The sequence below is a fragment of the Barrientosiimonas endolithica genome, assembly GCF_030296655.1.
In the GTDB taxonomy this organism is placed as follows: domain Bacteria; phylum Actinomycetota; class Actinomycetes; order Actinomycetales; family Dermatophilaceae; genus Barrientosiimonas; species Barrientosiimonas humi.
Map to the genome: position 1 here is coordinate 1,136,636 of NZ_AP027735.1, position 21,312 is coordinate 1,157,947.

14 protein-coding genes, 5 pseudogenes and 1 other annotated feature are annotated in these 21,312 nt (G+C 72.6%); of the genes and pseudogenes, 16 read left to right on the forward strand and 3 right to left on the reverse strand.

All coding sequences use genetic code 11. The features are described 5' to 3' along the window. The first annotated feature begins 90 nt into the window (after nt 1-90). The 7 genes and pseudogenes from rpsT to QUE40_RS05835 all read left to right on the forward strand — a co-directional run bounded on the left by rpsT (nt 91) and on the right by QUE40_RS05835 (nt 8,360). Entirely contained in the window at nt 91-351 is a 261-nt protein-coding gene (gene rpsT, locus QUE40_RS05805; protein ID WP_142004793.1) for a 30S ribosomal protein S20, read from the forward strand. 408 nt (nt 352-759) lie between these two features. After that, a pseudogene (gene leuS, locus QUE40_RS05810) lies at nt 760-3,629 on the forward strand (leucine--tRNA ligase). A 12-nt stretch (nt 3,630-3,641) separates the two neighbouring features. After that, nucleotides 3,642-4,532, forward strand: a complete 891-nt coding sequence (locus QUE40_RS05815) for a DegV family protein (RefSeq protein WP_289232567.1) — start codon at nt 3,642-3,644, stop codon at nt 4,530-4,532. A 262-nt stretch (nt 4,533-4,794) separates the two neighbouring features. Beyond that, the gene (locus QUE40_RS05820; RefSeq protein ID WP_289232568.1) at nt 4,795-5,967 is read left to right on the forward strand and encodes a ComEA family DNA-binding protein; all 1,173 of its coding nucleotides are present in this window, start codon (nt 4,795-4,797) and stop codon (nt 5,965-5,967) included. Nucleotides 5,968-5,971: 4 nt separating this feature from the next. Then, nucleotides 5,972-6,490 (forward strand): hypothetical protein, encoded by a 519-nt coding sequence (locus QUE40_RS05825; RefSeq protein WP_289232569.1) that lies wholly within the window; start codon nt 5,972-5,974, stop codon nt 6,488-6,490. A gap of 227 nt (nt 6,491-6,717) precedes the next feature. After that, a pseudogene (locus QUE40_RS19615) lies at nt 6,718-6,894 on the forward strand (ComEC/Rec2 family competence protein); the annotation flags it as partial. After that, on the forward strand, nt 6,873-8,360 hold the full coding sequence (locus tag QUE40_RS05835; protein ID WP_289232570.1) for a ComEC/Rec2 family competence protein: 1,488 nt from the start codon (nt 6,873-6,875) through the stop codon (nt 8,358-8,360). The pseudogene QUE40_RS19615 and the gene QUE40_RS05835, both read left to right, overlap by 22 nt. 66 nt (nt 8,361-8,426) lie before the next feature. Here QUE40_RS05835 and QUE40_RS05840 read toward each other — a convergent pair. Beyond that, a pseudogene (locus QUE40_RS05840) lies at nt 8,427-9,517 on the reverse strand (LysR family transcriptional regulator). Here QUE40_RS05840 and QUE40_RS05845 point away from each other — a divergent pair. After that, nucleotides 9,411-10,271, forward strand: coding sequence for an NAD-dependent protein deacetylase (locus QUE40_RS05845; protein ID WP_289232571.1), 861 nt, complete (start codon nt 9,411-9,413; stop codon nt 10,269-10,271). The pseudogene QUE40_RS05840 and the gene QUE40_RS05845 sit on opposite strands and share 107 nt — an antisense overlap. A 25-nt stretch (nt 10,272-10,296) precedes the next feature. Here the strand turns inward: QUE40_RS05845 and lexA are convergent. Further along, nucleotides 10,297-11,012 (reverse strand): annotated as a pseudogene (lexA, locus tag QUE40_RS05850) (transcriptional repressor LexA). Between the two features lie 295 nt (nt 11,013-11,307). On the opposite strand from lexA, the gene QUE40_RS05855 reads away from it, so the two are divergent. From QUE40_RS05855 to QUE40_RS05880, 6 genes and pseudogenes are all read left to right on the forward strand, one after another. Beyond that, entirely contained in the window at nt 11,308-11,703 is a 396-nt protein-coding gene (locus tag QUE40_RS05855; RefSeq protein WP_289232572.1) for a LysM peptidoglycan-binding domain-containing protein, read from the forward strand. A gap of 359 nt (nt 11,704-12,062) precedes the next feature. Continuing rightward, on the forward strand, nt 12,063-12,608 hold the full coding sequence (nrdR, locus tag QUE40_RS05860; protein ID WP_142004803.1) for a transcriptional regulator NrdR: 546 nt from the start codon (nt 12,063-12,065) through the stop codon (nt 12,606-12,608). A 54-nt stretch (nt 12,609-12,662) separates the two neighbouring features. Continuing rightward, a pseudogene (locus QUE40_RS05865) lies at nt 12,663-15,559 on the forward strand (vitamin B12-dependent ribonucleotide reductase). A gap of 253 nt (nt 15,560-15,812) precedes the next feature. Continuing rightward, nucleotides 15,813-17,056, forward strand: a protein-coding gene (locus tag QUE40_RS05870; RefSeq protein ID WP_289232390.1) for an IS3 family transposase whose coding sequence is annotated in 2 segments (ribosomal slippage) — nt 15,813-16,101 and nt 16,101-17,056 — 1,245 coding nt in all. Because the reading frame shifts where the segments join, the coding sequence is not laid out codon by codon here. Further along, nucleotides 16,100-16,228: a sequence feature (AL1L pseudoknot), on the forward strand. Its footprint overlaps the gene before it by 129 nt. Nucleotides 17,057-17,560: 504 nt before the next feature. Next, entirely contained in the window at nt 17,561-18,040 is a 480-nt protein-coding gene (locus QUE40_RS05875) for a cysteine dioxygenase (RefSeq protein WP_289232573.1), read from the forward strand. Beyond that, nucleotides 18,037-18,465 carry a rhodanese-like domain-containing protein gene (locus QUE40_RS05880; RefSeq protein WP_350227082.1) on the forward strand — a complete coding sequence of 143 codons (429 nt, stop codon included), beginning with the start codon at nt 18,037-18,039 and terminating at the stop codon, nt 18,463-18,465. The genes QUE40_RS05875 and QUE40_RS05880 overlap by 4 nt, the downstream gene beginning before the upstream one ends. A 119-nt stretch (nt 18,466-18,584) precedes the next feature. Here QUE40_RS05880 and QUE40_RS05885 read toward each other — a convergent pair whose 3' ends face one another. Beyond that, nucleotides 18,585-20,171, reverse strand: a complete 1,587-nt coding sequence (locus QUE40_RS05885) for an alkaline phosphatase D family protein (protein WP_289232574.1) — start codon at nt 20,169-20,171, stop codon at nt 18,585-18,587. A gap of 99 nt (nt 20,172-20,270) precedes the next feature. Here QUE40_RS05885 and QUE40_RS05890 point away from each other — a divergent pair, with 99 nt between their 5' ends. Together QUE40_RS05890 and QUE40_RS05895 are read left to right on the forward strand one after the other, a co-directional pair. After that, nucleotides 20,271-20,633, forward strand: coding sequence for a hypothetical protein (locus tag QUE40_RS05890; protein ID WP_142004811.1), 363 nt, complete (start codon nt 20,271-20,273; stop codon nt 20,631-20,633). A 40-nt stretch (nt 20,634-20,673) separates the two neighbouring features. Further along, nucleotides 20,674-21,279 (forward strand): HD domain-containing protein, encoded by a 606-nt coding sequence (locus tag QUE40_RS05895; protein ID WP_289232575.1) that lies wholly within the window; start codon nt 20,674-20,676, stop codon nt 21,277-21,279. Nucleotides 21,280-21,312 lie beyond the last annotated feature (33 nt).

Consider the following 21,312-nt stretch of genomic DNA (forward strand, 5'->3'; position numbering starts at 1 on the left):
CTCGTCGCCGGGTGTCCCCACGCCCCATCCCGAGCCGGCGGACCGTCGCCCTCAACGACACCGACACAGACCGACCGAGGAAGAGTTTTCGTGGCAAACATCAAGTCGCAGATGAAGCGGATCAAGACCAACCAGGTCCGCACCGAGCGCAACCGGGCCTACAAGTCCGAGCTGCGCACCTGGATCCGCAAGTTCCGCGAGGCCGCCGAGTCCGGCGACAAGGCCGCTGCCGCGGACGCGCTGCGCGCGGCGTCGACCAAGCTCGACAAGGCCGTCACCAAGGGCGTCATCCACAAGAACCAGGCGGCCAACAAGAAGTCCGCCATGGCCAAGGCGCTGAACAAGATCTAGTTCTCTCGGCCGCGTCTCCTCCTCCGGGTGGACTCGCGGGCTCGCCCACCCGGCATCGTCGACACGGCGCTCTTCTTTCTGCCGCGTCTCCTCCTCCCGGTGGACTCGCGGGCTCGCCCACCCGGCATCGTCGACACGGCGCTGCTCCCGGGCCGGCACGAATCCGACGGCCGCCTTTCCTCGGGGAGGCGGCCGTCGGCGTACCCGCTCCCGGCTGCGCTATCCTGCGGCCATGAAGCGCTCGCTGCTCCTTACCCGGCCGCGTTGACCGACTCGGACATCAACGCGGCGAACCCCTCCATGGTGAGGGGTTTTCTCATGGGCGAGTCCGCGCCTCCCGACCGAGACCCGGTCACCTGAGCCTTCGAGCACCACCTGAGCTTCGAGCAACCCGCGAGGACGACCACTGTGAACGCACAGACCGACGCAGACACCCCTGCACACCGGTACACCGCCACGCTGGCCGGCGAGATCGAGCGCCGCTGGCAGGACCGGTGGGAGGCCGACGGCACCTTCGAGGCGCCGAACCCGAGCGGCCCGTGGGGCGAGCCGGGCGTGGCCGAGCAGCCCAAGCTGATGATCCAGGACATGTTCCCCTACCCCTCCGGGGCGGGGCTGCACGTCGGGCACCCGCTGCCGTTCATCTCGACCGACGTCTACGCGCGCTACCAGCGCATGCGCGGCAAGAACGTCCTCTACACCCAGGGTTTCGACGCGTTCGGCCTGCCCGCCGAGCAGCACGCCGTGCAGACCGGGCAGCACCCGCGCAAGACGACCGAGGACAACATCGTCAACTTCACCCGGCAGACGCGGTTGCTGGGGCTCTCGCACGACCCGCGCCGCCGGATCCAGACCATCGACCCCGGCTACTACCGCTGGACGCAGTGGATCTTCCTGAAGATCTACGACAGCTGGTACGACCAGCGCGCCGGCAAGGCCCGTCCGGTCAGCGAGCTGCGGGCCGGGCTGGAGAGCGGCGAGATCGAGACGCGCGCGGGCCGCCCGTGGTCGGAGCTGACCGAGGACGAGCGGCGCGAGGAGATCGACGGGCGGCGGCTGGCGTACCGCAAGGACGTGCCGGTCAACTGGGCGCCCGGCCTGGGCACCGTCGTCGCCAACGAGGAGGTCACCAACGAGGGCCTCACCGAGCGCGGCGACATGCCTGTCTTCCGGCGCAACCTGCCGCAGTGGATGATGCGCATCACCGACTACGCCGACCGGCTGCTCGACGACCTGGACCGCGTGGAGTGGACCGAGTCGATCAAGCTGATGCAGCGCAACTGGATCGGCCGGTCGCACGGTGCGTCGGTGCGTTTCCCCGTCGAGGGCGCCGCGCCGCTGGAGGTCTTCACCACCCGTCCCGACACCATCTTCGGCGCGACGTTCATGGTCGTGGCCCCGGAGCACCCGCTGCTGGCCGGCGCGGTGCCGCAGGCGTGGCCCGAGGGCACCAAGGAGGCCTGGACCGGCGGGGCGAGCACGCCGCGCGAGGCGGTCACGGCCTACCAGGCGCAGGCGGCCCGCAGGTCCGAGCTCGACCGGCAGACCGACGACAAGGCCAAGACGGGCGTCTTCACCGGCATCCTGGCCACGAATCCCGTGACGGGCCAACAGGTTCCGGTCTTCACGGCCGACTACGTGCTGATGGGCTACGGCACCGGCGCGATCATGGCGGTGCCGGGGGAGGACCCCGCGACTGGGCGTTCGCCGCGGCCTACGACCTGCCGGTCGTGCGCACCGTGCAGCCGCCCGAGGGCCACGACGACAACACCGCTTACACCGGCGCCGGCCCGCTGATCAACTCCTCCAACGACCGAATCTCGTTGGACGGCAAGGAGATCGAGGAGGCGAAGGCCGAGACCATCGCGTTCCTCGAGCGCGAGGGGACGGGACGCGGCACGGTCACCTACAAGCTGCGCGACTGGCTGTTCAGCCGGCAGCGCTACTGGGGCGAGCCGTTCCCGATCGTCTACGACGAGCAGGGCAACGCGCACGCGGTGCCCGACGAGCTGCTCCCCGTCGAGCTGCCCGAGGTCGCGGACTACTCGCCGAAGACGTACGCCCCCGACGACGCCGCCTCGATGCCGGAGTCGCCGCTGTCGCGCGCGACGGACTGGGTCGAGGTCGAGCTCGACCTGGGGGACGGGCCGAAGACGTACCGCCGAGAGACCGACACCATGCCCAACTGGGCCGGATCCTGTTGGTACGAGCTGCGATACACCGACCCGGACAACACCGAGCGCTTCGTCGACCGCGGGTGCGAGGAGTACTGGATGGGTCCCGGGCGCGGCGCCGGAGAGGGCGTCGCGAACGACCCCGGCGGCGTCGACCTGTACGTCGGTGGCCCGGAGCACGCCGTGCTCCACCTGCTCTACGCCCGGTTCTGGCACAAGGTGCTGTTCGACCTGGGCGAGGTCAGCTCGGAGGAGCCGTTCCGCCGGCTGTTCATCCACGGATACGTGCAGGCCTACGCCTTCCGCGACGGCCGTGGTCAGCCGGTCCCGGCGGCCGAGGTCGAGGAGGGCGTCTCCGCCGACGGCACCACGGCGAGCTGGACCTGGCAGGGCCAGCCGGTCACCCGTGAGTACGGCAAGATGGGCAAGTCGCTGAAGAACGTCGTGACGCCCGACGAGATGGCGCGCGACTACGGCGCCGACACCTTCCGCGTCTACGAGATGTCCACCGGGCCGCTGGACCAGTCGCGTCCGTGGGAGACCCACGCGATCGTCGGCGCGCACCGCTTCCTGCAGCGGCTGTGGCGCACCGTCGTCGACGAGACGACCGGTGAGCTGCGACTGGCCGACGAGATGCCGCTGGAGCTGCAGCGCGAGCTGCACCGCACCATCGACGGCGTCACGCGCGACTACGACGAGCTGGGCTTCAACACCGCGGTGGCCAAGCTGACGTCGTGGGTCAACTCGGTGACCAAGGCCGGTGCCATGACCCGCGAAGCCGCAGAGGCGACCGTGCTCCTGCTGGCGCCGCTGGCGCCGCACGTCGCCGAGGAGCTGTGGGCGCGGCTGGGGCACGACGAGTCGCTGGCGCACCAGCCGTTCCCGACGGCCGACCCGGCGCTGCTGGTGCAGGACACCGTGACCTGCGTGGTGCAGGTGCAGGGCAAGGTGCGCGACCGGCTCGAGGTGTCGCCCGACGTGACCGACGAGGAGCTGGAGGAGCTGGCGCGAGCCAGCGAACGCGTACGGGCTGCGTTGGGGGACAAGCAGATTCGCAAGGTGATCGTGCGCGCCCCCAAGCTGGTCAACATCGTCGCGGGCTGACCCGGGCCGACCATGATCGCGCTCGTCACCGATTCGACCGCCGGGCTCCCGCCAGAGCTCGCGGCCGAGCTCGGTGCGCGCGTGGTGCCGCTGCACGTGCTGCTCGACGGCGAGTCGTTCGTCGAGGGCGTCGACATCGGGCCCGACGAGGTGGCAGCCGCGCTGCGGGAGGGGCGGCGCGTGTCGACGTCGAAGCCGTCGGCGGGAGCCTTCCTCGACGTCTACGAGGAGGCGGTGGCGGAGGGGGCCGAGCAGATCGTCTCGGTGCACCTGTCGAGCGCGATGTCGGGCACCATCGCCTCGGCCCGGGTCGCGGCCGACGAGCTGGAGGTGCCGGTCACGGTCGTCGACTCCCGGTCGCTCGGGATGGCGCTGGGCTACGCGGTGGCCACGGCGAGCGGGGCGATCGCGCAGGGGACGTCGGTGGCCTCGGTCGCCGCCGCCGCGCGGGAGCGGGCCGAGACCGCCTCCACGGTGTTCTACGTCGACACGCTGGAGTACCTCCGTCGCGGCGGGCGCATCGGACGCGCGTCGGCGCTCGTCGGGTCGGCGCTGGCGATCAAGCCGCTGCTGCAGCTCAGCGAGGGCGAGGTGGGGCCGCTGGAGCGGGTGCGCACGTCGTCCAAGGCGCTGGCCCGGCTCGAGGAACGCACCGTCGAGGCGGCCGAGGCCGCGGCCGACAACCCGCTCGGCCTCGACATCGCGGTGCAGCACGTCGACGCGGGCGAGCGGGCCGAGGCGCTGCGCGACCGGTTGCGCGAGCGGTGCCCCGACGCCCACGAGGTACGTCTGGTCGGGCTCGGCGCCGTCGTCGCCGCCCACGCCGGCCCGGGAGCGATCGGCACCGTGGTGAGCCCGCGCGTGCGCACCACGCCCCCGGTGATCGGCGCCGCCGCGGTCTGAGCCGCGGCGGGTTGCGCGCCGGTGCCGCTGCCTGCTGTCGGTGCGCCGCTGGTGCGCTGCCGGTGCTCAGCGCCCTTGGCGAGCAGGGGCGGCCCAGATAACCGAGGGGCGGCCCAGTTAATAAGGGGGCCGCCCCTGTCGTACGGGGGCCGCCCCTCCGCCGGAGGTGGGCGTCCACAGGGCGTACGTCCGCGGCCGGGTTGTCCACAGGGCCGTCCGCGGCCGCAGCGGGAACCTCTTTGTCCCGCTTAGGTTCTCGGACATGCCACGCCAGACGCCCTCGCCGCCGCCCGACCGGCTCGCCGCCGTCCTGGGTGAGGTCGAGCGCGCGCGCCGAGGCGAGGGGTGGACCCCGGCCGAGCCACCGGACGACCGGGGCCGGCGCCGCGCCCGCAGGGAGGCTGCGGGCGACCACGACCTCGATCGTCGGGTCGGACGGCGCAGCGACCGCGGGGCGGACGGGAGCGGGCGCGACGAGCTGGGGGAGCGGCGCCGCGCCGGGCGCCACCGGCGCGACGCCGACGCCGACGAGGAGGTGCTGCGTCCGCACACCCCGCTGGTGCGGGCACCGGTGAGCCTGCGCGACGCCGTCGTGGCGCCCGGGCGGCTCGCGGCCGTGGCGGTGCTCGTGCTCGTGATCGCGGCCGGGTCGGTGCTGGGCGGTCGGCTGCTGTGGATGCGGGCGACCAGCGAGCCGCGGCCGGCGTCGGCCTCGATGCTGCCCGATGCGTCCGGCACCCCGGGGTTGCAAGGCACGCCACGGGCCTCGGCACCGGCTGCCGCAGGGGTGCAGCCGGGCGGGCCCCCAGGCGCGCCCGCCCCCGGGGCGAACGGGGCGGCGAACGGGCCGGGCGGGGCACCCGGGCCGGGTGGGGCACCCGGTGCTGCCCGGCCCGGCGCCGCGAGCGCCGGACCGGCCGCACCCGCCACCGTGATCGTCCACGTCGTCGGGCAGGTCGCGCGCCCCGGCGTGGTGACGCTGCGGCCCGGGGCGCGGGTGCGCGACGCGGTCGCCGCGGCCGGGGGCGCGCGGGACGGCGCCGACCTGGCCAGGGTCAACCTGGCCCGGCCGGTCTCCGACGGCGAGCAGGTCGTGGTCCCGAAGCCGGGGGAGGAGGTGACCCCGGCCCCCGGAGGGCCTGCGCCCGGCGGGATCCCAGGAGCCCCCGGCGGGGCGCCCGGTGCGGGCGGCGCCCCGCCGGGTGGGGCGGCAGGCGGCGCGCCGGCGCCAGGGGCGGCGACGGGGCCGGTCAACCTCAACCAGGCCGACGCGGCGGCCCTCGACACCCTGCCGGGCATCGGACCGGTGCTCGCCTCGCGCATCGTGCAGTGGCGCACCGACAACGGCCGGTTCACCTCGGTCGACGAGCTGGGCGAGGTGAGCGGCATCGGCGACAAGCTGCTCGAGCAGGTGCGGCCGCTGGTCACCGTCTGAGGCGGTGACCGACCACGGGGGCGACGAGCCGGAGGCGCCGGACGCTCGCCGGCTCGACGTCCGGCTGCTGCTCCCGGCCGGGTGCGCGTGGGTGGCCGTGCTCGTCGGGCTGCGCCTGTCCCCGGCCGTCCTGCTGCCGACCGCTGTCGCCGCCGGGGTCGCCGCACTGCTGCTGGCCCGGCGCGACCTCGGCACCGCGCGCACCATCGCCGCCCTGTGCCTCGCCGCGACGTCGCTCACGACGCTGGCCACCGGTCTGCACCAGGCCACCGCCCAGGTCGGCCTCGTCGACGAGCTGACCGAGCAGCGCGCGACCGTCACGGTGCGTGCCTCGCTGGCGACCGACCCCCGGTTGGTCAGCAGGCGCTCGGACGCCGCGGGAGCCGACGACCCGATGTACGTCATCACCCTCACCGTGCGCGAGGTCACCGGCCGGGGGAGCAGAGCGGTTCGGGCGCCCGCGTGCTCGTCTTCGGCGACGAGGCATGGGCCGAGATGCGTTGGGGCCAGACGGTTCTCGTGACCGGGCGCCTCTCCGAGCCCGACCCTGGGGCGGCCGAGACGGCCGTGCTCGCGGTGTCCCGGCCGCCGCGGCTCGTGGCCGACGCCCCGGCGCCCTTCCGCGCCGTCGAGGTGCTGCGCGGGCGGCTGCGCGACGCCACCGACCCGCTGCCGGCCGACCCCCGCGGGCTCGTCCCCGCGCTGGTGATCGGCGACACCTCGCGGCTGCCGGGCGACCTCGTCGACGACATGCAGGCGACGGGCATGACCCACCTGACCGCCGTGAGCGGCGCCAACGTGTCGATCCTGCTGCTCGCGGTGGTCTGGTGCTGCGGCTGGCTGCGCATCCCGCGCCGCGGCCGGCTGCCCGTCTGCCTCGTGGCGCTGGCCGTCTTCGTGCTGCTGTGCCGACCCGAGCCGAGCGTGGTGCGGGCGTCGGCCATGGGCGTCGTCGGGCTGCTCGCCACGAGCTCGGGCCGCCCCGCGCCGCGGCTCCCGCGCTCGGTGCCGCCGTCGTCGGGCTGCTGGTCATCGACCCGTGGCTCGCGGCGTCGTACGGTTTCGCGCTGTCCGTGCTCGCCACGCTCGGCCTGGTGCTGTTCGCTCGCAGCTGGGGCCGGCGGATCGCCGCGGCGCTGCCGCGCAGGCTCGCCTGGCTGGGGGAGCCGATCGCGATCCCCGTGGCGGCACAGGCGATGTGCGCGCCCGTCATCGTCCTGCTGCAGAGCTCGGTGAGCGTGGTCGGCGTACCGGCCAACCTGCTCGCCGCACCGCTCGTCGCGCCCGCCACGCTCGGTGGCATCGCGGTGGTGCTCCTCGCCCCGCTGTCCCTGCCGCTCGGGGTCGCGATCGCCTGGGTCGCGGGCCTGCCGGCCTGGGGCATCGGGGCCGTCGCGCACCTGGCGGCCCGGGTGCCGTGGGGAAGCCTGCCGTGGCCGGCCGGTCCGCCCGGGGCGCTGCTGCTGGCCGCGCTCGTGCTCCTCGCGCTGCTCACCGGCCCGCGGCTGGTGCTGCGCGGCCGCCGGCACCCGGTCGTCGTGCTGGCGTGCGCGCTGCTGGTCTCGGCGGCCGTGTGGCCGCTCCCGCAGCCGGGCTGGCCACCGCCGGGCTGGGTGCTCGTCGTCTGCGACGTGGGCCAGGGCGACGCTGCCGTGCTGCGCACCGGGCCCGACCGTGCGCTCGTGGTCGACGCCGGACCCGACGAGGCCGGCGTCGCTCGCTGCCTCGACGACCTGGGCGTCCGCCGCGTCGAGGCCGTCGTCCTCACCCACCTGCACGCCGACCACGTCACCGGTCTCCCGACCCTGCTCGACGGTCGCGGGGTCGGTGAGGTCCTCACCACCTCGGTGCGCGAGGAGGACGCCGGCGCCGCCGAGCAGCCGATCGTCGGCCCGCTCGTGGTGCGCACGACAGCGGCAGCAGGCGTACCCCTCACCGAGGTGCGCGCCGGAGACCGGCTGGCGTGGGGGCCGGTGCAGGCCACGGTGCTCGCGCCCGCCCGCACCATCCGCACCGGGTCGCTGCAGAACAACGGGTCGGTCGTGCTCGACGTGCGCGTCGCGGGCGTACGCCTGCTGCTGCTCGGCGACGCCGAGCAAGAGGCGCAGCGCGAGACGCGGCGAGCCCTGGCCCGCCTCGGTGACCCCACCCCGGTGCTGGCCATGAAGGTGGCCCACCACGGCTCGTCCAACCACGACCCGGCGCTGCTGCGCCAGGTGCGGGCGACGTACGGGCTGATCAGCGTGGGGTCCGACAACGACTACGGGCACCCGGCACCCCGGCTGCTCGGCTCGCTGCGCGACTCCGGGACGCTCGCCGTGCGCACCGACCGCGGGGGCGACCTGGCGGTCGTGGTGCGCGACGGGCGCGGGTCGGTGGTGAGCCGGCGATGACGCGACGGGCGCCGCGACCGGGCCGGGCCCGTGGGCTCGACCCGCGGGGCCTCACCCTGCGAGGCCTCAGCCCGCGGGCGCCGCCTCGACGTCGGGCCGGCAACCGGTCTGCTTGGCCGCCTCGGCGAGCGCCTCGACGGTCGCCTGCACCGCGGGCACGCGGGCGAGGTCGGGGGTGGTCACCAGCTGCACGGTGCGCCGGTTGGGCGGGTTCATCGGCCGCACGACCACGCCGTCGTTGCTGGTGGAGCGCAGGATCAGCTCGGGCACGAGCGCCACTCCCAGGCCCGCGGCCACGAGCGCGAGCACCGCGACGTAGTCCTCGGTCTCGAAGGCCACCTCGGGCTCGAAGCCCGACTGCTGCGCGAGCGAGAGCAGGTGACCGCGACAGCGCGGGCAGCCGGCGATCCAGGCCGACTCGTCGAGGTCGGCGAGGTCGACGCGCTCCTGCGCGGCCAGCGGGTGGTCGCGGGGAGAACGATGCGCACCTCGTCCTCGAGCAGCGTCTGCACCGAGAACGGGTCGAGGTCGTCCTCGCCGCGCGGCAGGGTGTCGCCGTCGTAGACGAACGTCACCGCCACGTCGCAGTCGCCCGCGCGCAGCGAGGCCAGCGCCTCGGGCGGCTCGGCCTCGGTGAAGGCGACCCGCACGTCGGGAAAGCGCTGCTTGACCAGCGCCAGGGCCTGCGGCACCAGCGTCGAGGCGGCCGACGGGAACGCGGTGAGACGCACCCGCCCCGACTGCAGCCCCGCGATGGCGCGGATCTCGCCCTCGGCCCGGTCCAGCGCGGTGAGCACCGGCACGGCGTGCCGCGCGAGCACCTCGCCGGCCTCGGTGAGCCGCACGCTGCGCCCGATGCGCTCGACGAGCACGGTTCCGGTGCGTTCCTCGAGGCGGCGCACCATCTGGGAGATGGCGGGCTGGGAGTAGCCCAGCGACGCGGCCGCCGCGGTGAAGCTGCCCTCTTCGGCGATGGCGCGCATCACGCGCAGCCCAGCGGCGTCGATCATGCCTCCGGATCCTACGTTCTCGCTGACGGATACTGGTCGGGTGCTGACCTCCACCACCCCTGACCCGGCCCTGGCGCCGGGCCTGTGGGACGAGCTCGTCCGGCTGGTGCGCGGCGGCGACGTGTGCGTGCTGACCGGCGCCGGCATCTCCACCGAGTCGGGCATCCCGGCCTACCGCGGCGCCGACGGCGAGCGGCGCGTGACCCCCATGACTGTGTCCGAGCTGCTCCGGAGCCCGGCGGCGCGACAGCGCTACTGGGCGCGGGCGTACACCGGGTGGCCGAGGTTCGCCGCGGCCGAGCCGAACGACGGGCACCGCGCGGTCGCGCGGCTGCAGGACCTCGGCCTGGTCGGCACGGTCATCACCCAGAACGTCGACGGGCTGCACCAGCAGGCGGGCGCGCGCGACGTCACCGAGCTGCACGGGTCGTTGTCGTACGTCGTCTGCGCCGACTGCGGGGAGCGGTACGCCCGCGAGGTCGTCGACGAGTGGCTCGCCGGGGCGAACCCGCACTTCGACCGGGAGATCAGCGGTCAGGTCCGGCCCGACGGCGACGTCGTGCTCACCGACGAGCAGGTGGCCGGCTTCCGGATCGCCGCGTGCGTGGTCTGCCGGTCGGACCGGCTCAAGCCCGACGTCGTGATGTTCGGCGAGTCGGTCGTGCGGCCGGTGGTCGACGCGTGCTTCGAGGCGGTCGACCGGTCCCGGGCGCTGCTGGTGCTGGGCTCGTCGCTGATGGTCATGTCGGGCTACCGCTTCGCCCGGCACGCGGCCCGCGAGGGCATCCCGGTCGCCGCGATCACCCACGGCGTCACCCGGGCCGACGACCTGATCGACGTGAAGGTGGACGCCCCGCTGGGGCCGACCCTGCGCAGGCTCGTCGAGGCGGTCGCGGCGTAGAGCCCGCGCCGGGTAGGCCCGGCGGTCAGACGCGGCGCAGGACCGCGGTGACCTTGCCGAGGATGGTGGCGTCGCTGCCGTCGATCGGCTCGTAGGCCTCGTTGTGCGGCATCAGCCAGACCTTGCCCTTGGTGCGCTTGAAGGTCTTGACGGTCGCCTCGTTGTCGAGCATCGCGGCCACGATGTCGCCGTTGCTGGCCGTCGGCTGCTGCCGCACGACCACCCAGTCGCCGTCGCAGATGGCCGCGTCGACCATCGAGTCGCCGACCACCTTGAGCAGGAACATGTCACCCTCGCCGACGATCTGGCGGGGGAGGGGAAGACGTCCTCGACGACCTCCTCGGCGAGGATCGGGCCACCCGCGGCGATGCGGCCGACGACCGGGACGTACTCGGCCTCGGGGTGGTCGTCGTGCATGCCGGTCTCGTCGACCAGGCTCTCGCTCGCCTGGCTCACCGAGCGGCCGCGATAACCGCGCTCGCGCTTGCTCTGCCCGGGGGCGATCACCTCGATGGCGCGCGGGCGCATCGGGTCGCGGCGCAGGTATCCCTTGCGCTCGAGCATCGTCAGCTGGTGGGCCACCGAGCTGGGTGAGGTCAGGCCGACGGCGTCGCCGATCTCGCGCATGCTCGGCGGGTATCCGCGGCGGTCGACCGAGTTGCGGATCACCTCGAGCACCTTGCGCTGACGCGTGGTCAGGGCCTGCCCGTCGGGTTCGGGCATCTCGTGGATCTTGGCCATGGGTTTCGGTCCTCGTTCCGCGTCGCGCCGCGGCCGGTGACGGTGCCCGCTGGCGCCGGACCGGTCGTCGTCGGCGAGGGGCTGTCGGTGGTCGCTGCTTGTCTTGGTGACTGTGCGAACAGCCTATGAAGACCCGCAGCAGGTTTCAAACACCTGTACGACGCGTGTCGGCGGGGTCTCCCGGCCGAGCCGGCCGCGCGAGGCCTTGAGCCGTTCGAACGTCCGTGCTATACATCGTACAGACGTTCCATCGCACACTTGTTCGTCGAGTTCGTCACCGTCCTTGGAGGAAGACATGAGCGCCGCCACCGTCACGCCGGCCATCGCCCCGCACCCGCGGTTCGGGTCCGCCCAGCCCGCGCGGCGCCGGCACCTGCGAGTCGTGCCGCCGCTGCCGCAGCAGGAGGCCCGCCCCGCGGCCTTCCGGCTCACCCGCCGCGGCCGCCGCGCGCTGGCCCTCGCCGTGGTCGTCCTGGCGATCCTGGTCGGCGCGGCCATCAGCGCGACCGCCGGGGGAGTGGAGGCCCAGCAGGTCGTCACCGTGAGCTCCGGGGAGACCCTGTCCGACCTGGCCCGTGCCCACCTTCCCGGGGTCCCGGTCGGCACGGCCGTCGCCCAGATCCAGGTGGCCAACGGCCTCAACTCCCTGCAGGTCTCCAGCGGTCAGCAGCTGGTGATCCCGGCGCCCTGAGCAGGGGTGCTGGCCTGTCGCCCGAGCGCGGCGACAGCCTCGATCTCGTGGCCGGTGACGGGCTCCTCCGTCGCCGGCCACGTCCACTTCTCCCGCCGTTCCGGGCGCCTGAGCGGGTGGTGCGCGGGTGACGTGGTGAGCGACACGCAGGCCGCCGCGGCGCGGCCTTGCGCGTCGGGCCAAAGCGTCCTAACCTCCCTATATCTAGTAGTTACAGCCGTGTAAGTTCTCCACATCTAGTCCACAAGGACATCCACAGCCGGAGGCCGGTTTTCCACCGTCCGTCCCCAGGTTTTCCCCCGAACCGGCCTCGTGGGCGCCCTCCCGGACCCGATCGGACCGCGCGAAGGAGGTGCCCGATGCACTGCCCGTTCTGCCGCCACGACGACTCCCGAGTCGTCGACAGTCGTACGTCCGAGGACGGCACCAGCATCAAGCGGCGCCGCCAGTGCCCGGCCTGCGGCAAGCGGTTCAGCACCCTGGAGACCGCGAGCCTGACCGTGGTCAAGCGCTCCGGGGCGAGCGAGCCGTTCGCCCGCGGCAAGGTGCTGGCCGGGGTCCGCAAGGCCTGCCAGGGCCGACCGGTCTCCGACGACGACCTGGCGCTGCTGGCGCAGCAGGTCGAGGAGAGCATCCGCTCCCAGGGGCTGGCCGAGATCGACGCGCACGACGTCGGGCTGGAGATCCTGGGGCCGCTGCGCGCGCTGGACGAGGTGGCCTACCTGCGCTTCGCCAGCGTCTACCAGGCCTTCGAGTCCACCGACGACTTCGAGACCGCCATCACGCTGCTGCGTGCCGAGCGCGAGGCCGCGGGCGTCGAGCCTGACCGGGCCGAGCGCCCCGCGTCGACCTCGTCGACGGGGCCTGTCGGTGGTGGCGGCGACGATGAGACCGCCAGCACCTGAGCACCACCCCCTAAGAAACCTGCCGAGCACAAGACACCCACCGGAGGAGCTGTCATGACCGAGACGACCAGCGCTGGATCCAGGGCCCGTCGCAAGAACAAGGGCCTGAAGATCGAGCGCATCTACACGACCCCGGGCGTCCACCCCTATGACGAGGTGACCTGGGAGTCGCGTGATGTCGTCCAGCAGAACTGGAAGACCGGCGAGACCATCTTCGAGCAGCGCGGCGTGGAGTTCCCCGACTTCTGGTCGCTCAACGCCTCGACCATCGTCACGACGAAGTACTTCCGCGGTGCGCTCGGCACCGACGCGCGCGAGCGCAGCCTGAAGCAGCTCATCGACCGCGTCGTGCTGACCTACGTCAAGGCCGGCAAGGAGCACGGCTACTTCGCCTCCGACGACGACGCCGACATCTTCGAGCACGAGCTCACCTACGCCCTGCTGCACCAGGTGTTCTCGTTCAACTCCCCGGTGTGGTTCAACGTGGGCACCAAGAGCCCGCAGCAGGTCTCGGCGTGCTTCATCCTGTCGGTCGACGACTCGATGGACTCGATCCTCAACTGGTACAAGGAGGAGGGGTTCATCTTCAAGGGCGGCTCCGGTGCCGGCCTCAACCTTTCCCGCATCCGCTCGTCCAAGGAGCTGCTGTCCTCCGGCGGCACCGCCTCGGGTCCGGTCTCCTTCATGCGCGGCGCCGACGCCAGCGCCGGCACCATCAAGTCCGGTGGCGCCACCCGCCGCGCCGCCAAGATGGTCGTGCTCGACGTCGACCACCCCGACATCGAGGAGTTCATCGAGACCAAGGCGCGCGAGGAGGACAAGATCCGCGCGCTGCGCGACGCCGGGTTCGACATGGACCTCGGCGGCAAGGACATCACCTCCGTCCAGTACCAGAACGCCAACAACTCCGTCCGCGTGAGCGACGAGTTCATGCGCGCGGTCGAGGAGGGCACCTCCTTCGGCCTGCGCGCCCGCGGCACCGGTGAGGTCATCGAGCAGGTCGACGCCCGCGAGCTGTTCGGCAAGCTCAACCAGGCCGCGTGGGAGTGCGCCGACCCGGGCGTCCAGTACGACGACACCATCAACGCCTGGCACACCAACCCCGAGACCGGCCGCATCACCGCGTCCAACCCGTGCTCGGAGTACATGTCGCTCGACAACTCCTCGTGCAACCTGGCAAGCCTGAACCTGCTGAAGTTCCTCAAGGACGACGACACGTTCGACACCGAGACCTTCCAGAAGGTCGCCGAGCTGGTCATCACCGCGATGGACATCTCGATCTGCTTCGCCGACTTCCCGACCGAGGCGATCGGCGACACCACCCGCGACTACCGCCAGCTGGGCATCGGCTACGCCAACCTCGGCGCGCTGCTCATGGCGACCGGTCACGGCTACGAGTCCGAGGGCGGCCGCAGCCTCGCCGCCGCGATCACCTCGCTGCTCACCGGTGCCGCCTACAAGCGTTCCGCCGAGATCGCCGGCGTGGTCGGCCCGTACGCCGGGTTCGCCCGCAACGCCGAGGCGCACCGCCGCGTCATGCGCAAGCACCAGGCCGCCAACGACCAGGTGCGCACGCTCGACGCGATGGACTCCGGCATCCACGCCGCGGCCACCAAGGCGTGGGCCGACGTGATCTCCTCGGTGAGCGCAACGGCTTCCGCAACGCCCAGGCGTCGGTGCTCGCGCCCACCGGGACCATCGGCTTCATGATGGACTGCGACACCACCGGCATCGAGCCCGACTTCTCGCTGGTGAAGTTCAAGAAGCTCGTCGGCGGCGGGTCGATGCAGATCGTCAACCAGACCATCCCGCGGGCCCTGAAGAAGCTCGGCTACCAGCCGGAGCAGATCGAGGCGATCGTCGAGCACATCGCCGAGAAGGGCCACGTCATCGACGCCCCGGGGCTGAAGACCGAGCACTACGAGGTCTTCGACTGCGCGATGGGCGAGCGGGCGATCACGCCCATGGGTCACGTGCGGATGATGGCGGCCTGCCAGCCGTTCCTGTCCGGCGCGATCTCCAAGACCGTCAACCTGCCCGAGACCGCCACCGTCGAGGACATCGCCGAGGTGCACCTCGAGGGCTGGAAGCTCGGCCTCAAGGCGCTCGCGGTCTACCGCGACAACTGCAAGGTCGGCCAGCCGCTGTCCGACGGCAAGAAGCAGGACAAGCCGGCCGCCACCGAGGAGCCCGTGGTCGAGAAGGTCGTCGAGTACCGCCCGGTCCGCAAGCGGATGCCCAAGCGCCGCAGCAGCCAGGTGACCTCGTTCGCCGTGGGTGGCGCCGAGGGCTACCTCACCGCCAGCCGGTACGACGACGGCGAGCTCGGCGAGATCTTCCTCAAGCTCGGCAAGCAGGGCTCCACCCTCGCCGGGATGATGGACGCCTTCTCGCTGGCGATCTCGGTGGCGCTGCAGTACGGCGTGCCGCTGGAGACGTACGTCGAGAAGTTCACGAACATGCGGTTCGAGCCGGCCGGCCTGACCGACGACCCGGACGTGCGGATGGCGCAGTCGATCATGGACTACGTCTTCCGTCGCCTGGCGCTGGACCACCTGGACTTCGAGACCCGCTCGTTCATGGGCATCCACTCCGCCGAGGAGCGGGCGCGCCAGCTCGAGACCGGTTCGTTCGCCGAGGCCACCAGCGAGAGCGACTCCGGCGACGACGTGGCCGACGAGCTCGAGGGCTACTCCCAGTCGGCGGCGCCGGCGGTCAAGAAGGCCGAGGCCGAGCAGGCCGCCGTCGAGGCCGACGACGTGAAGTCCGGCTCCGGCGCGGCCGACGTGCGTGAGGTATCCTCCGAGATCCACTCCTCGGCCGAGCTGATGGAGAAGTTCCAGGGCAAGGCGGCCGACGCCCCGATGTGCATGACCTGCGGCACGAAGATGCGCCCCGCCGGTTCCTGCTACGTCTGCGAGGGCTGCGGCTCCACCAGCGGCTGCAGCTGACGCCGCGACCGCGCCCCGCGCGGTCCCGCCCGGCCGGCCCCGGCACGCACCCCGCGTGCCGGGGCCGACCCATGTCCGCCGGGAGTGCGGGGGTGGGGTGCACGGTTCGGCGGTGGTCCGCCGGAGGGTGCGGTGGGGCGCACGGTGCGGCGGTGGTCCGTGCGGGCGTACGGGGCTTGGTCACGCTTGCGCGGTGGTCCGCTGTGAACCGCCCCGGGATGTCTGGAGACTTCATTAGTTGGAGGATGAAGTCATGGCACGTCCCAGCAAGTACCCCCGGGAGTTGCGAGAGCGCGCTGTCCGGGCGGTAGCCCAGGCGATGGCGCAGGGTGAGTACCCGAGCGAGTTTGAGGCGATCCGAACGATCGCCAGGAAGCTTGGCATCGGGTCGCCCGAGACGCTGCGCAAGTGGATCAGGCAGGCCGAGGTGGACGGCGGCACGCGTCCAGGGAAGACGACCCAGGAGCTGGCCGAGATCCGGGAGTTGAAGAAGGAGGTCGCCGAGCTTCGGCGGGCGAACGAGATCCTCAAGACCTCCTCGGCTTTCTTCGCGGCGGAGCTCGACCGCCAGTCAAGGTTCTGATCGACTACATCGACGAACACCGCGAGGAATTCGGGGTCGAGCCGATCTGCCGGGTGCTCAGCGAGCACGGCGCCAAGATCGCCCCGTCTACCTACTACGAGGCCCGTAGCCGCAAGCCGTCGAAGCGCGCCCTGCGCGATGCCGACGTCAGTGAGCTGATCCGCGCAGCGCGCGAGCAGCGGTTCGTGGCGAGGTTCGGTGCGCGCAAGATGTGGCTCTACTTACGCCGGCAAGGGCACGAGGTGGCCCGATGCACCGTGGAGCGGCTGATGACAGCGAACGGCTGGCAGGGCGCGCTGAGGGGCAAACGAGTGCGGACCACGATCCCCGACCCGAGGGATGCCCGGGCCGCTGACCTGGTCGACCGGGACTTCACCGCGACCGCACCGAACCAGCTCTGGGTCGCCGACTTCACCTACGTCGCGACCTGGTCGGGCACGGTCTACGTCGCGTTCGTCTTCGATGTCTTCTCACGGATGATCGTGGGCTGGCGGGCGGCTACCAGCATGACCACCGAACTCGTGCTCGACACTCTTGAGCACGCGACGTGGTCACGCCGACAGCAGGGGATCGAGGACCTGACCGGCCTGGTGCACCACAACGACGCCGGCAGCCAGTACACCTCGTTCGCGTTCACCACGCGCCTGCTCGAGGCCGACGTGGACGCATCGGTGGGTTCGGTGGGCGACGCCTACGACAACGCCCTAGCCGAGTCCCAGATCGGGATTTACAAGACCGAACTGGTCCGGCCCGAAGGACCCTGGCGCGACGTCGAGCACGTCGAGATCGAGACCCTGCACTGGGTTCACTGGTTCAACCACGAGCGGACCCACGAATCGGTCGACGATCTCACACCGATCGAGGTCGAGGCCGCGCACTACGCTGCAAGAAACCGTCTCGTCCCGACCGGGTAGAGACACAACCAGAAGCCTCCGGAAACTCCGGGGCGGTTCAGTGCGGGGCTTGGTCACGCTTGCGCGGTGGTCCGTCGGGGGGTGCGGTGGGGCGCACGGTTCGGCGGTGGTCCGTGCGGGCGTACGGGGCTTGGTCACGCTTGCGCGGTGGTCCGCTGAGAGGTGCGGTGGGGCGCACGGTGCGGCGGTGGTCCGTGCGGGCGTGCGGGGCTTGGTCACGCTTGCGCGGTGGTCCGTCGGGGGTGCGGTGGGGCGCACGGTTCGGCGGTGGTCCGGGAAGACGGGGGAGTCACGTCCTGGCGGAGGACCGCCGGACGTGGTTATATGGAGTTATGCAAAACGAAGCACGCGATTATGTGCGGCTGGGGCCGTGCCTGCGTGCGCCCGGCGGCCGGGTCTACCTCCCGCACCGTCGCATCCACCTCGATCTGCAGCTGCGCCTCGGCCTGGTCTGTCGCGAGCGTCCGCACGCCCGCCACCACCAGACCTCGAAGGAGCAGTCCCATGACCACGATCCACCGTGCCCTGCCGACCGGCCTGGCACCCGCCGACCCTGACGAGCTGCTGCGCCTCACGCTGCTGCTCGCCCACGACGAGCGCCTGCCCGAGCTGCTCGACCTGACCTCTCCCGAGCGCAGCTGGACCCGGCTCGAGGCCACCGACCTGATGGAGGTCTGGCTCATCGGCTGGCCGCCCGGCACCGGGACCGGCTGGCACGACCACCAGGGGTCCAGCGGCGCGTTCCGGGTCGTCCACGGCGCGCTGACCGAGCACACCTGGGACCGCGGCGCGCGCACCCGCGACCTCGCCCGCGGCGAGGGGCGCTCGTTCGCGGCCTCGCACGTGCACGACGTGCGCAACGAGGGGGCGACCGCGGCGGTGTCGGTGCACGCCTACGCGCCGGCGCTGCGCGGGATGACGCGGTACGCCGTCGCGGGCGGAGCGCTGGTGCGCCAGCAGGTCGAGCGGGCCGGACAGTGGTGAGGCCGCAGCAGCTGGTCGAGCCGGCGCCGACGTACGACGGGATCGACGGCATGCTGGCCGACGCCCGCAGCCGGCTGACCCGGGTGACCGCGCAGCGGGCGTACGCCCTCGTCGCCGCCGGCGACGCGCTGCTGGTCGACATCCGGCCGGCCGCCCAGCGCAGCGCCGAGGGTGAGGTGGCCGCCGACGTCGGGGCGCTGGTCGTCGAGCGCAACGTGCTGGAGTGGCGCCTCGACCCGCGCCAGGACGCGAGCCTCCGGGTCGCCGACCTCGGGGCGCGGGTGCTCGTGCTGTGCCAGGAGGGCTACACCTCCTCGCTGGCCGCCGACAGCCTGCAGCGCATCGGCGTGCACCGGGCGACCGACGTGATCGGCGGCTTCCGGGCCTGGCGCGCGGCCGGCCTCCCCGCCACCCGAGCGCGCTGAAGCGCAGTTAGAGCGCTACGACTCCGCTGCAGCGAAGTCCAAGCGCTCTAACCGCGTTTCAGCACCGGGGCCGTGCCCCCCACCCACCGGCCGGTACGCCGGCGCGGCCGACCTCCGGATCAAGCCTTCCGGCGCAGCCCCCGCTGCCCGTCCACCAGCTCGAACGAGGCCGCCGTGCTGATCGGGCGGTCCTTGACCGTCACGGCGTCCAGCACCTTGAAGTCGGCGGTCATCGACTGCGGGCGGATGGTCGTCGAGACGTAGCCGCGCTGGTCGGCGTAGTACTTCAGGTGCGGGTTGATCGCCAGGTTGGGGTTGGTGGCGCCCGGCTTCCCGTTCCCGGTCGAGGTGATCGAGGTGCACACCAGCTCCGAGCCGACGACGGGCGCGTCGGGGTCGCGGTAGTCGACCTTGAGGTCGTTGGCCCAGTGGCGGTGCACGTCGCCGGTCAGCACCACCGGGTTGCGCACCCCGGCCGACACCCAGCCCTGCGTGATGCGCTTGCGGGAGGCGGCGTAACCGTCCCAGGAGTCCATCGACACGTCGGTGACGCCCTCGCTGGCGTTGCGGTCCTGCTCGGCGAAGAAGACCTGCTGCCCGAGAATGTCCCACTGCGCCTTGGACGCCTTGAACCCGTCGAGCAGCCACTTCTCCTGGCGCGCCCCGGTGATCGAACGGTTCGGGTCCAGCCGCGGCTCGCAGTTGGCCTTCCACCCGTCGCCGCACGCCTGGTCGTCGCGGTACTGCCGGGTGTCCATCATGTGGAAGTTCGCGAGCCGGCCCCACTGCAGCCGGCGGAACACCTGCATGTCCGGGCCGCTCGGGATGCTGCTGCGCCGCAGCGGCATGTTCTCCCAGTACGCCTGGAACGCCGCCGCCCGCCGCGCCCGGAAGCGCGCGGTCGTGTCGTTGCCCTCCCAGGAGTTGGTGTTCTCGGGGATCTCGTCGGCCCAGTTGTTGTCGACCTCGTGGTCGTCGAACACCACGAGCCACGGCGCGGCCGCGTGCGCCGCCTGCAGGTCGGCGTCGGACTTGTACTGCCCGTGCCGCTGGCGGTAGGTCGCCAGGTCGGTCGTCTCCGGACCGGCGTGGTCGCGCACGTTGCCGTCGCGCCCGAGGTACGACTTCGCCTTGTACTCGTACTGGTAGTCACCCAGGTGCAGCACCAGGTCGGGGTTCTCCTCGGCCATCCGGCGGTAGGCGGTGAACCAGCCGTGCTCGAACTGCGAGCACGACGCGAACGCCATGGTCAGCGCCGCGGGCAGCTCGTGACCCGCCGGGGCGGTGCGCGTGCGACCCACCGGGCTGATGTGCCGACCGGTGCGGAAGCGGAACCAGTACTCCGCCCCCGGCCGCAGCCCGGTGAGCTCGACGTGCACCGAGTGCGCCGACTCAGGTCGGGCAATCACGTTGCCTCGCTTGACGACTCGGCGCATGCCCTCGTCGCTGGCGACCTCGTAGCGCACCGACACGGGGCGGCTCGGCATCGCGCCGGTGCCCGACTCGTCGACCGGGTCCAGGGCCAGCCGGGTCCAGAGCACGACACCGTCGGGGGTGGGGTCGCCCGAGGCGACACCGAGGGTGAAGGGGGACACGCGCAGCGCGGCGCCGGGGGAGGGGTCGGCGCCGCGGGCGGGGATCGTGGTCGCGGCGACGGCCGTCGTGGCGAGAGTTCCGGTGAGGAGGGTTCTGCGGGAGAGTTCCATGCTCGCCAGGCAACCGCGCCGGGGCGACGCGCGGGGTGTCGCGCGCATGACGACCGGATGAACCCTGGCGCGGACGCCTCCCGTGGCTACCCTGGCGCCGTGCCTTTCTGGAAGCGACGCACCGATGCCGACCTGCCCGACGACGACGCCGAGCCCCTCGAGCCGCGTGCCCTGCTGCGCCTGTTCGACGAGATCGGCCAGTCGTGCGCCGACGAGGTGGGCCGCCTGGGCGGCGACCGCGACCAGGTGATCGCCACGGTCTGGTTCGCCGAGAACCAGGAGGTCAGCCGGGTCAACCTCACCAGCGACGGCCTCCCGGTCAACGCCGGCAAGAAGTTCGTGCGCGAGCTGTCGACCCAGGCCGCGCCGCTGCGTCGCCAGCCCTCCGACGGGCGGCTCGACCGGCTCGACGCCACGGTCGAGAACGGCGCCCTGAGCACCCAGGTGACCTATCGCGACTGACCAGCCGTTCGACTCCTGGTGGCCGCTGCGCGACCGGGCGGTGCTGGGGGAGCTGCTCCAGGCGTACGCCGACCCCGGCCGGGGCTATCACGACCAGGAGCACCTGCGCGAGGTGCTGGAGCGGGTCGACGAGCTGGCCGCCGCCGACCCGCGCCCGCTCGACCTCGACGTGATTCGCCTGGCGGCGTTCTTCCACGACGCCGTCTATCGCACCGGTCCGCCGGAGCCGGACGGGGCGGACGCGCGGCCGTCGAACGAGGAGGCCTCTGCCCGCTGGGCCGAGCGTGCCCTCGGCCACGAGCCGCAGCTCGCCGCGCGCGTGGCCGGGTTGGTGCGCGCCACGACCACCCACGAGGCCCCGTCCGACGACGCCGAGGCCGCCGTGCTGCTGGACGCCGACCTGGCGATCCTCGCGGCCCCGCCCGAGCGCTACGCCCGCTACGTCGCCGGCGTGCGCCGGGAGTACGCCTGGGTCGCCGTGCCCGACTTCCGCGCCGGCCGTGCCCGGGTGCTGCGCGACCTGGCGAGCCGGGAGCGGATCTACCGCACGGCGTACGCCCGCGCCCGCTGGGAGGGTCCGGCCCGGGCCAACCTCGCGGCCGAGCTGGACGACCTCGAAACTCCCAAGAATGATCGCGACGGATAGGCACGCCGGTCCGCCTCGATCATTCTTGGGTGT